This is a genomic window from Spirosoma koreense, from assembly GCF_054777875.1.
In genome coordinates this window covers 764,471-776,008 of the sequence record NZ_BAAHAC010000005.1, presented here as the reverse complement: position 1 = coordinate 776,008, position 11,538 = coordinate 764,471, and the positions used below count along the sequence as shown (strand labels likewise).

Annotated in this window: 7 protein-coding genes; 2 read left to right on the top strand and 5 right to left on the bottom strand. The window is 53.7% G+C overall.

The features are described from left to right. Nucleotides 1-45: 45 nt before the first annotated feature. Complete coding sequence (locus tag ACYVC2_RS09030) at nt 46-2,472, top strand: TonB-dependent siderophore receptor (protein WP_461101979.1); 2,427 nt, start codon at nt 46-48, stop codon at nt 2,470-2,472. A 68-nt stretch (nt 2,473-2,540) separates the two neighbouring features. Here ACYVC2_RS09030 and ACYVC2_RS09025 read toward each other — a convergent pair whose 3' ends face one another. The 4 genes from ACYVC2_RS09025 to ACYVC2_RS09010 are packed head-to-tail and all read right to left on the bottom strand — an operon-like array spanning nt 2,541 to nt 6,116. Continuing rightward, a complete protein-coding gene (locus ACYVC2_RS09025) occupies nt 2,541-3,524 on the bottom strand; it encodes an NADPH:quinone oxidoreductase family protein (RefSeq protein ID WP_461101978.1) in 984 nt (327 codons plus the stop codon). Nucleotides 3,525-3,584: 60 nt separating this feature from the next. After that, a complete protein-coding gene (locus tag ACYVC2_RS09020; RefSeq protein WP_461101977.1) occupies nt 3,585-4,280 on the bottom strand; it encodes a LytR/AlgR family response regulator transcription factor in 696 nt (231 codons plus the stop codon). Between the two features lie 21 nt (nt 4,281-4,301). Continuing rightward, nucleotides 4,302-4,517 carry a hypothetical protein gene (locus ACYVC2_RS09015; protein WP_461101976.1) on the bottom strand — a complete coding sequence of 72 codons (216 nt, stop codon included), beginning with the start codon at nt 4,515-4,517 and terminating at the stop codon, nt 4,302-4,304. A gap of 42 nt (nt 4,518-4,559) precedes the next feature. After that, nucleotides 4,560-6,116 (bottom strand): sensor histidine kinase, encoded by a 1,557-nt coding sequence (locus tag ACYVC2_RS09010; protein WP_461101975.1) that lies wholly within the window; start codon nt 6,114-6,116, stop codon nt 4,560-4,562. Nucleotides 6,117-6,382: 266 nt separating this feature from the next. Between ACYVC2_RS09010 and katG the strand changes: the two genes are divergently transcribed. Then, nucleotides 6,383-8,677, top strand: coding sequence for a catalase/peroxidase HPI (gene katG / locus ACYVC2_RS09005; RefSeq protein WP_461101974.1), 2,295 nt, complete (start codon nt 6,383-6,385; stop codon nt 8,675-8,677). 188 nt (nt 8,678-8,865) lie between these two features. Here katG and ACYVC2_RS09000 read toward each other — a convergent pair whose 3' ends face one another. Continuing rightward, nucleotides 8,866-11,502 carry a permease prefix domain 2-containing transporter gene (locus ACYVC2_RS09000; protein ID WP_461101973.1) on the bottom strand — a complete coding sequence of 879 codons (2,637 nt, stop codon included), beginning with the start codon at nt 11,500-11,502 and terminating at the stop codon, nt 8,866-8,868. Nucleotides 11,503-11,538: the final 36 nt, after the last annotated feature.

Genomic DNA, 11,538 nt, shown 5'->3' with positions numbered 1-11,538 from the left:
CGATCTGGTTTTACCTTTGCCCTTAGTTATAATTATTCTAAATAAATGAGGGTACTCTACACTACTTTAACGCTTACGGGCAGTCTTCTGCTATTATTAAGTTTACAGGCGCTTGCCCAGACTCATGGGATCATCAGCGGTGTCGTTAAAACCAACGATGGCAATCCGGCCTCCTTCGTAAATGTCAGCTTAAAAGAAGTTCGGAAAGGGACCGTCACGGCTGAGGATGGATCGTACCAACTGCGGGGAATCAACCCCGGTACCTACACCTTACAGGTTACCTTCGTCGGTCTGCGCACCCAGGAACAAAGCGTTACCGTGAAAGCCGGACAGACGACCCGAACCGATTTTTCGCTGCTCGAAAATACATCTCAGTTGAGCGAGGTCGAAGTAACGGGCAACAGCCAGAGCGTCACGCTGGGCAAAGCCGGTATCGCTCCGCTGGACCTACCCCAAATGACGGGCGTAGTGAGTAACGTGGTCATCGCCAATCAGCAGGCTTCCCGGCTGGGCGATGTGCTGAAAAATGTCAGTGGGGTTTCGCTGACTCAGCAACGGGGTGGTGTCGCCGAAACGTTTTCGGCCAGAGGGTACAGCATCGGTATTGCGGGAGCGGGCGGCAGCATCTTCAAAAATGGGGTCGTTTCCAACACCATGGGCTTTCCCGAAGCCAGTACGCTGGAGTCGATCGAGGTGCTGAAAGGAAGTTCGGCGCTGCTCTACGGTAATGTGTCGGGGGGGCTGATTATCAACATGGTAACCAAGAAACCGAAGTTCGATTTCGGTGGCGAAGTGTCGATGCGCGTGGGTAGCTTCGGGCTGTACAAACCCATTGTCGATGTATATGGCCCGCTGGCGAAGAACCTGGCTTTCCGGGTGGTCGGTACCTACGAAAACGCCAAAAGCTACCGGGATGTAGTGAAAACCGACCGGCTTTACGTCAACCCGTCGCTGTTATATAAATTAGGACAGAAAACGACCATCCTGCTACAGGGCGATTACCTAAAATCGAATCTGACACCCGACAATGGCGTCGGTTCGCTCAACCAGAACCAGGACGCCATCCTTCCGGACGTTCCCCGCTCGCGCTTTATCAACACGCCCTGGGCGTACAACAACGTTGAGCAAAAATCGGGCTCGGTCAACATCGACCACTCGTTCAACTCCAACTGGAAACTGACCGTGATCGGTTCGGCCCAGGGAACCAACGTAACGGCCTACGGGGCAAGTGTTCCGAACAACACCGTGTCGGCTACGGGCGACTGGTCGCGGACGCTGAGCCGGACCCTGACCAGCGAAAACGATTACACGGGCCAGGTAAACCTGAACGGGCGGTTCAATACCGGCCCCATCGGTCACCAGGTGCTGGTCGGGAGCGATGTGGTTGGAATCGTCAGCAACAGCACTTCATTTACCGTTGATTACGGTGCGGGCAAAACCGCCTACGACAAAATCAATATCCTGAACCCGAATCTCTACGAAGCGCGCACTGACATTCCGGGTGCTACCGGAACGGCCAGAACCACCTCACCATCCGTCCGAAACGGGATTTATGTGCAGGACCTGATCAGTCTGACCAACACAATCAAACTGTTAGCGGGTGTTCGCTGGTCGCAGCAAAAAACCGTGCAGACCACCATTCTGAATTTACTGACACAGGTCGAAACCCGTGGAGCCGCCGAAACCAAGATGGATGCCGCTTTTTCGCCTAAAGTGGCGCTGATGTACCAGCCTACCAAAAACACGTCGATCTTCGGTAGCTACTCGAACAACTTTACCATCAACACGGGCCTCGATATTTACGGCCAGATCCTGAAGCCATCGATTGTCGACCAGTTCGAAGTGGGAGTGAAAAACGAGCTGTTCAACGGCCGCATTACCGCCAACGTGGGCGCGTATCACATTGTCAACAGCGATTTTGCGCAGATGGCTCCGTTCAAGGCCGATGGCACGCCCAATGCCGACGCCAACGTAAAAGAGTTTACGGGGCAGACTACCAGCGACGGTCTGGAAATCGACCTGACCGGCAACCTGTCGAAAAACGTTTATTTCATTACAGGGTACGGGTACAACTACATGCGGTATACCAAAACCTCGCTGGTGAAGGGATCGCCGATCGAAGGGGAGCGGCTGACCAACAACCCGGCCCATACGGCAAACGCCACGATTTTCTACACCTTCGATCTGCCGCAACTCCGGGGTCTGAAACTGGGCGCGTCGGCTTTCTACACCGGCAACCGCTACGGTGGTAACAACAACCAGTATGGCCAGACACCAGCCTTCAGCCGCCTGATTCCGCTGACCGGCTTTACCACCATCGACCTGTCGGCTGGTTACGGCTTCCGGAATATCTCGATTCTGGCGAAAGTGTCGAACATCACCAACGAGCTGAATTACCTGATCCACGACCGGTATAGCATCATGCCGATTCCGCCCCGGCAATTTGTGACAACGGTATCGTACCGGTTCTAGGTTTTCGACAGGATTGACAGGATTCGTTTACTGAAACATAAATCCTGTCAATCCTGTCGAAAAACCTGTTAATCAGCATCTACCACCACGACCGCTTTTCCGATAATCCGCCGTTCCATCATGTCCGTTAGGGCCTGGGGTGCTTCGGCCAGTGAGTAGCGCTTCGAGATGTAAGGAGCCAGCTTTCCCTGCATGACCCAGGTGGCAATCTCCTGCATGTTCTGCCGATTCAGCGTCGGTTCTCTCTGGGTAAACATTCCCCAGAAAACGCCCACCAGCGCGCTCCCCTTGAGCAGCGCCAGGTTTAGCGGGATTTTGGGTATTTCACCTCCGGCAAATCCAACGACCAGGTACCGGCCTCGCCAGGCCAGCGAGCGAATGGCAGGCTCGGCCCATCGGTCACCCACCGGATCATAAACCACATCGACACCCTTGCCTTGTGTGATTTCCTTAAGGCGTTCGCGCAGGTCCTGGCTGGTGTAATTGATCAGTCGGGTTGCGCCTTTCTCCTGACAGACGGCCAGTTTTTCGTCGGTCGATGCGGCTGCAATGACGGTTGCGCCGAGGAGTTTTCCCAGCTCGACGGCCGCCAGCCCTACCCCACCGGCGGCCCCTAGTACCAGCAGCGTTTCGCCAGGGTTTAGTTGAGCACGGTCTTTCAGGGCATGATACGACGTTCCATAGGCGTAGAGCGTCGAAGCGCCCGTCACGAAATCCATCCCATTGGGAAGAAGAATGGTCGCCCGGGCGTCGGCAACGCGCTCTTCGGCCAGGCCACCATGGGTACCGTAGGTAAACACCCGATCGCCCGGTTTAACGTGGGTTACCCCCTCGCCCACTGCTTTCACCACCCCCGACGACTCGCTGCCCGGCGAGAAAGGCAGCGGAGGTTTGAACTGGTACATATTCCGGATGGTGAGCGTGTCCGGAAAGTTCAGGCTGGTGGCTTTCACCTGAATCAGCACTTCGCCGGGGCCGGGCGTAAGCGATGGGACATCTTCGAGCGTAAGCGTATCGGGTAAGCCGTAGGTCCGGCAAAGAATGGCTTTCATGGATAACAATGGGTTTGTATCGCGGATTTCAATTCGCTCTGGAGAAAAACTGGCCCCAAGTTAACCCCTCGGCAATCGGTTCCGAAGCTCAGCTACAACGGATTCGTACGAAGCCCCGATCGGGATAGCCCGATTCCCCACCGTTACGTCCTGCCGGCTCAATTTCTCGATCTTATCGACCGCCACACAAAACGACCGGTGTATGCGAAAAAACTGCTCCGGCGGCAAATTGCTCAACAAGTCGGTCATGGTTTGTCGGCTGAGCAACTTGCGGTTCGGCAGTACCAGCGACAGGTAATTTCCTTCCGCTTCGATGTACAGAATCTCATCGATCCGTACTTTCTCTTCTTCGTAACCGGTCTTCACGAAAAGATATTCCTCCCGTTTTTCCGAACGCAACGTCTGCATTTCCATCGCTTTGGTGCAGGCTTTGAGGAAGCGGGCCAGCGAAAATGGTTTCAGCAGATAATCGACGGCGTCCAGCTCAAATCCCTGCACTGCGAAATCAGAATAAGCCGTCGTGAAAATAACCATAGGGTCTTTGGGCAGGCATTTGACGACCTCCACACCCGAAATATCGGGCATTTTGATGTCCAGAAAGAGCACATCGACGCGGTTGGTCTGCAGATAGGCAATGGCGTCGAAGGCATCGGTAAAACTGGCTCTCAGGTCGAGAAACGGCACTTTAGCCGCGTGAAGCCGGATCACGTCCAGGGCCTGAGGTTCATCGTCGACAGCAACGGCGGTTAGATTCATGGCTATGGGTCAAGTCAGTGTTTATCGGATCATACTGAACCGGAGCAGGCTGGTCAGCAGGCTATCCTCCCCGGTTTCGATTGTAAACGAAGCGCCCGTTACGTCAGCAAAATCCGATTGTGATTGTACCGTAAATGTAAACGTCCCGGTCTGTTGTTCAAGTGTCTGCGATTGAATCCGGCTAAAAACGATGGGCACAAGCCAGAGCAGTAATAAACTGAAGATCAAATATTTCATTGGAATGTATTGGTTTGTATGGAGGATGAACTGCGCGGGGCACTACCAGTAAGTCAGGGTCAGCGACACGAAATAATCCTGCTCCGACTGTTGAATAAGCAATTGATGACGACCTGGATAAATCAGTTCCAGTCGCTTGCGAACGTTGTCAAGTCCGATGCCCGGCTGCGATTCTTCCGGATCATGCGCGGTTTTCGGATGGCGGGAGTTGTGTACTTTAAAATACAGTTGTGTCGCGTCCAGCGTCAGTGTGATGTAAATCCAGGACGGATGCCGAAAACTAATGCCGTGCTTGAAGGCATTCTCCACGAACGGCGTCAGGAGCATGGGCGCCAGGTAGATCGGCCGGTCCGGTTCCTGAATCATCACCCGAATTTCGATTGGCTGGGTCTCATCGAGCCGCATGCGCTGAATCTGAATGTAATTATGCAGGTATTCGATTTCTTTATCGAGGGGAATGCGATCGCGGTGATTTTCCTGCAGCATAAACCGCATCATATCCCCCAGTTTCTGGATTCCGTCGGCGGTCTTTTCGCTGTTTTCTTTCAGCGCCGTGGCGTAGAGGCTGTTGAGCGCGTTGAACAGAAAATGCGGATTGATCTGCGCCCGCAGCCCCGCCAATTCGGCCGATTGCGTCGAGACCTGGGTCTGCAGTGCCACGTTCTCTTTAGCGACTCCTCTGCGAACGTAGGCAATAGCCAGAGCCCCTACCCAGACAAGACAGGTAAATGGCACAACCGGGTCGAAGGGGCGGTAATGAAAGTTGGTAACGGCTCCCCACAAAACCAGGGTCGCTACGAATCCGGTTAACAGAAAGGTCGTGACCCGGCTGATCAGCAAAGGTTCAGCCCTACGGGATGTCCTGAACACCGGCAAGATAAAGGTGTGGGCATAGGCTTGCAGAAATACCAGTTGGATGACAAGCCCCATCACCAGCGGCAAGTCGCGGGTACCGCTTCGCCATAAGGTGGGAGGCAAATTCACTGCCATAGCCAGACTCCCCAGGATAGCGACTAAACCGGTATACGGTAAATAACTAAGTGCCTGCTGACGATCGGATAGTTCGGCGGCCAGGTTTCGGTGCAGGTAATTGAACAGGTGTGCGAGCAGTTCATACGCTATCAGGAATATACCCAGGCCAACGGCATCGGCCAAAACCGTTCGTTTGCTAAATACCGAAAACACTTTCAGTCCGATGATCTTACCCAACTCATCGTGCTGATAGCGCAGCTGAAGCTTAAAATAGTGATACACGAAAGCGCTCGCCAGTAGCAACAGGCCCGTCAGCAGCAAAATCAACCCAGCCTTGCGGTCTACGATCAGGGTAGTGCGAAAGGGGTAATCCAGCCGACGGAGGGTATACCAGGCCATCAGCATCAGGCAGACACCCGCAATCAGCGGAACGTTGTTGTTGACCGTATGGTCGTAGCCGGCCAGGTTGCGCCCGATGAGGGCCGAGGATACCCCGTTCTTTTCGGCCGTATCGATCATAGTATCGAAGCGGTTCACGTCAAGGACCAGTCGTCTGGTTACGTAAATAATCGCGGCACCGGCGATAAGAACCTGTTCGTAGCGTCGTATAAGTTGCTCGTTCAGCATAGATCTATTGACTTGTTGACCAAAGCTAGACCAGGCGGGCGGGCACGTGGAGAAAATGGGTTGAATAGGTTGAAAAATGGGATGAACCTGGCCAGTACTTGCTTCGGAGCATACGCACGCGTCTACTGATAAATAGGACTATGCCGATATTATAGATATTGTAGATAAAATCATCAATCAAATCAATTTGGTTTATGGCGCCCGAAGCTTTAATATTGTCCTGAAACGGAAGCGATTCCTTCTAACATAACCACTGTTCTATTCCTATGGATACCTACTCGGGTGACATCAGCAAGTGCCCATTCTACAGCGGGACTCAGAAAAATGAGCCAGCCGCAAAAATTAGCGTGGCGGGTAACGGCACGCAAAATCGCGACTGGTGGCCTGATCAGTTGAAAGTTCATCTGCTTCGTCAGCACTCGGGGCTCTCCAATCCGATGGGTGAGACCTTCAACTACGCCGAAGAATTTAAAAGCCTCGATCTGGAAGCCGTCAAAAAAGACCTGCATGCGCTGATGACCGATTCGCAGGATTGGTGGCCGGCCGATTTTGGTCATTACGGTCCTCTGTTCATTCGGATGGCCTGGCACAGCGCTGGTACCTACCGTATTACCGACGGTCGGGGTGGTGCAGGAACTGGCCAGCAGCGGTTCGCTCCGCTAAATAGCTGGCCTGATAATGTTAGCCTCGACAAGGCGCGTCGGCTGTTATGGCCCATCAAACAGAAATATGGCCGCAAGATTTCCTGGGCCGATCTGCTGATTCTGACAGGCAACGTGGCCCTGGAATCGATGGGTTTCAGGACGTTCGGCTTTGCCGGAGGGCGTGAAGACGCCTGGGAGCCCGAGCTGGACGTTTATTGGGGCTCGGAAGACAAGTGGCTGGGCAGCGACAAACGCTATGCGCGTGGTTCGGATGGCGTAGCCGAAGATCATGGCATATTGGTGTCGGATGAAGACCCCAATGGTAAACTTCATGAGCGTAACCTCGAACAACCGCTGGCGGCCGCCAACATGGGGCTGATCTACGTTAATCCGGAAGGACCAGACGGTAATCCTGATCCGATTGCTTCGGCTAAAGACATCCGCGATACGTTTGGCCGGATGGCTATGAACGATGAAGAGACGGTAGCGCTGATTGCCGGCGGTCATAGCTTTGGCAAAACCCACGGCGCTGCTTCGTCGGAACACGTGGGTTCTGATCCCGAAGCGTCCGACCTCGAACTGCAGGGCTTCGGCTGGGCCAACTCCTTTGGAGCCGGAAAAGGGCCCGACACCATCACCAGCGGTCTGGAAGTAACCTGGACAACCACGCCTACGCAGTGGAGCAATAACTACTTCGAGAACCTGTTCAAGTTTGACTGGGAACTGACCAAAAGCCCCGGTGGCGCCCACCAGTGGGTCGCGAAAGACGCGGATACTATCATTCCGGATGCGTACGACCCGTCGAAGAGCCACCGGCCAACTATGCTGACGACCGACCTGGCGTTGCGGCTGGACCCTGCTTATGAGAAAATCTCGCGTCATTTTCTGGAAAATCCGGATGCGTTCGCCGATGCGTTTGCCCGCGCCTGGTTCAAGCTGACACACCGCGACATGGGTCCCCGCGCCCGCTACCTGGGCACGGATGTTCCGCAGGAAGAACTGATCTGGCAAGACCCCATTCCGACGGTGGATCATGCCCTGATCGACAAGAGCGACGTGGCTGCGCTGAAAGCTAATATTCTGGCGTCGGGGCTGAGTATTCCCGAACTGGTATCGACGGCCTGGGCGTCGGCGTCTACCTTCCGGGGTTCCGATAAGCGGGGTGGTGCCAATGGGGCCCGCATCCGCCTGACTCCGCAGAAAGACTGGGAAGCCAACAATCCGGCTCAACTGGCGAAAGTGCTGGGTACGCTGGAGAGCATCCAGGAAGAATTCAACAGTACACAAACCGGCGGCAAGAAAGTATCCCTGGCCGACCTGATCGTACTGGCGGGGGGTGCGGCCATCGAGAAAGCAGCTCAGGCAGCCGGCGTCGAGGTTACGGTTCCGTTCAAGCCCGGCCGGATGGATGCTTCGGCCGAGCAAACCGATGTCGAGTCGTTTAGTGTACTGGAGCCAGTTGCCGATGGGTTCCGCAACTATCTGAAGAAAAAATACACCGTATCGACCGAAGCCCTGCTGATCGACAAAGCGCAGCTGCTGACGCTGACGGCCCCTGAGTTGACGGTACTGGTTGGGGGTATGCGTGCGCTGAATGCCAACTTCGACGGATCGAAACTCGGTATCTTCACCGACCGGCCGGAGGTGCTAACCAACGACTTCTTCGTCAATCTGCTCGACATGAGAACGAGCTGGAAGGCTATCGCCGATCATAAGGAAGTCTTCGAAGGACGCGACCGGTCGACCGGCGAGCTGAAGTGGACCGCCACCCGCGCTGATCTTGTGTTTGGCTCGAATGCTGAGCTGCGCGTCATTGCCGAAGTATATGCCAGCGCCGATGCAAACGGAAAATTCGTCAATGATTTCGTAGCAGCCTGGAGCAAGGTCATGAACCTGGACCGCTTCGATCTGGCCTGATCCGTTCCACCGTTATCTGTAAATATGAAGCCGACCTGATCTCAGGTCGGCTTCATATTTTGCGTTTGTAGAGATACGGCTACATTGAGGGCTTAGCCTTCGTGTCTCCTATGTATCAGCAACTAACCGTCAAGCTATCCAGGTCGGCAAACAATCCGTGCCATCCAGGCTACCCCTGCCACCCCATGCTATTCCGATCGCAACGATTTGACCGGATTCATCAACGCGGCTTTGATGGCCTGAAAGCTGACCGTCAGTAGGGTCACCAGCAGAGCACCAGCACCAGAAATCGCAAAAATCCACCAGGAAAGCTCCGTTCGGTAGGTGTATCGTTGAAGCCAGCCGGACAGAAAATAATAGGCCAGGGTGGCGGCCAGAACAAAGGCGATGGTAACCAATCCCAAAAAATCGCGGGAAAGCAAACTCCACAAATTCAGCACCGACGCTCCCAGCACTTTGCGGATACCAATCTCTTTGGTCCGCTGCTCGGCTACGTACGACGCCAGTCCGAATAGCCCCAGACAGCTAATAAAAATAGCCAGGGCCGCAAAAAAACCGGCCAGTTGCCCAATACGCTCTTCGACGGCAAACTTAAGGGCGTATTCCTGATCAGCAAATTTGTACTCGAAAGGTGCTGAGGGAATCAGTTTTTTGAAGACCGCTTCAATTTTAGGCAGGGCTTCGCTGGCACTGACGGCTGGCTGGATTCTAATGTGAATCCAGTTGGGACGACCATGCGCCCGAATCATAAAAACCGTCGGGAAGATCGGCTCATAGGGCGACTCCATCACGACATCTTTTATTACGCCCAGAATTCTGAAATTCAGAATCGGCTGATCCTGAAATGTCCAGCTAACGGCTTCGCCAATGGGCTGTTTCAACCCCATGTACTTCACTGCCGCTTCGTTGATGACGATACCCGACGAATCGGATGCCAGCTCGCGCGAAAAATCACGTCCTTGCCTGAACTGCCAGCCGACCGTTTTTCCATACTCCGGCGTTACGACCAGTGTACCAAAACTATTATCCAACGAGGGTTTCTTTCCTTTCCAGTTGAATCCACTGTTGCCCGACCAAACCTCGGTAACTTTCCCCATCGATTCGGCCATTTCGGCTACGGCGCCCGTTCGCTGGAGTTCGCTGCGGAGTAACTCATGTTTACCATAAAAATCCCCTGATTTCATTTCCATCATCAACAGGCCATCACGCGTATACCCCACCGGCCGATTTTTGGCGTACTGAATCTGCCGAAACACGATAATGGTGCCGATAATCAGCGTAACGGAAACCGTGAACTGCAACACAACCAATGCTTTACGAGGCATCGATGCGAATCGCCCAACCCGAAATGTACCTTTTAATACGTTGACAGGCTGGAAACCAGACAGATATAAAGCGGGGTAACTACCGGCTACAAAACCCGTAAAACTGATAAACAGTAAGCTAGCGATCCAGAACCATTGGTTGGTCCAGGGAACTGTCATTTGTTTGGCGGCTACGTTGTTGAACCAGGGCAGGGCAACCGAGGTCAGCAAAAGTGCCAGCACAAACGCCAGGATAACCACTAAAAAAGACTCGCTGAAGAACTGACTCACCAACTGGCTCCGCACCGAGCCAACGGCTTTCCGGACACCCACTTCCCGGGCCCGTTTTTCAGAGCGGGCCGTTGACAGATTCATGAAATTGATACAGGCCAGCAGCAAGACAAACGCGCCAATGATACTGATGAGCCAAACCATCTGCATCGGTCCTCCGTCGATGGTGCCGCGTTTGTAATTGTGCAGGTGCCAGTCGCGCATAGGAAGCAGAAAAACCTCTGGCGTTCGTTTGGCTTCTTCCGGAAAACTGGCTAGATTTTTCATCTCCGCAGGCTTAATATCGACCAGTACTTTCTCAAAATCGGCATCGGGCGCTAATTCAGCATATATTTTCAGAAAATGATTCTGCCAGTCGGCCGCGGCCTTCTCTTTAATCCACGGATTGTCGATGATCCACAAGTCGAAAGGTGCCAGGAATTTGACGTCGTTGAACTGGGTGTTCAATGGTAAGTCCTCATAGACACCCGTTACTTTCACATCCAGTTTGTTATTGATTTTCATCAATTGATTGACGGGGTCGACATTCCCAAACAAGGCCCTGGCCGTAGACTCAGAAAGCAGGATGGCGTGCGGATCATTCAAGCCCATCCGAGACCCATAAACCATTTTCAGCGTCAGCATGTCGGGGCCATCAGGCTCCATAAATAATCCTTTTCGGGAAATTTTCGTGTTGCCGGCCGACAGCACGTTATCGATATCCCACGAAGTAGCCACAATATGCTTAAAGTCAGTTTTGTAGTTGGCTTTAAGTTCCGTGATCAGCGGGTACTGCACCGATGAACTCACTCCTACGCCGTGTTCACCGTATTCGCGCGTGCGGACCTGAACAATTCGGTCGTAATGCTCATGATAGGTATTGAAGGACAATTCATCATACACCCAGAGCCCAATCAGCAGGGCTACGGCCATACCTACAGCCAGCCCGCCGATGTTGATAAAAGATGAAACCTTGTGACGGGTCAGGTTCCGCCAGGCGATTTTTAAATAATTCCGTAACATAGTCGTATTTGTTGGTTGAGGGTACTGTGAGGGTTTTCGGTTGATAAACTCAGGTCGTACGTAAGCCAGTACATCCAGCCAGTAGCGCCACCAGGCACGGGTCTCCCCTATCTGCCGTACCCGTAGTGCATACCGCTCATGCAAATCCCCCAGCACTTCCTCCACCAGGTGAGGAGCGCAGAACCAGGTCAGCAGACGATCGGCGAAGCGGGGCGGGGTAGTAGACATAGGGCAAGGGGGTAAGGGCATGGGGTTGGCTAGGGG

Coding starts and splice junctions, on each gene's coding strand:
- ACYVC2_RS09030 (WP_461101979.1), top strand. CDS start 46: ATGAGGGTACTCTACACTACTTTAACGCTTACGGGCAGTCTTCTGCTA.
- ACYVC2_RS09025 (WP_461101978.1), bottom strand. CDS start 3,524: ATGAAAGCCATTCTTTGCCGGACCTACGGCTTACCCGATACGCTTACG.
- ACYVC2_RS09020 (WP_461101977.1), bottom strand. CDS start 4,280: ATGAATCTAACCGCCGTTGCTGTCGACGATGAACCTCAGGCCCTGGAC.
- ACYVC2_RS09015 (WP_461101976.1), bottom strand. CDS start 4,517: ATGAAATATTTGATCTTCAGTTTATTACTGCTCTGGCTTGTGCCCATC.
- ACYVC2_RS09010 (WP_461101975.1), bottom strand. CDS start 6,116: ATGCTGAACGAGCAACTTATACGACGCTACGAACAGGTTCTTATCGCC.
- katG (WP_461101974.1), top strand. CDS start 6,383: ATGGATACCTACTCGGGTGACATCAGCAAGTGCCCATTCTACAGCGGG.
- ACYVC2_RS09000 (WP_461101973.1), bottom strand. CDS start 11,502: ATGTCTACTACCCCGCCCCGCTTCGCCGATCGTCTGCTGACCTGGTTC.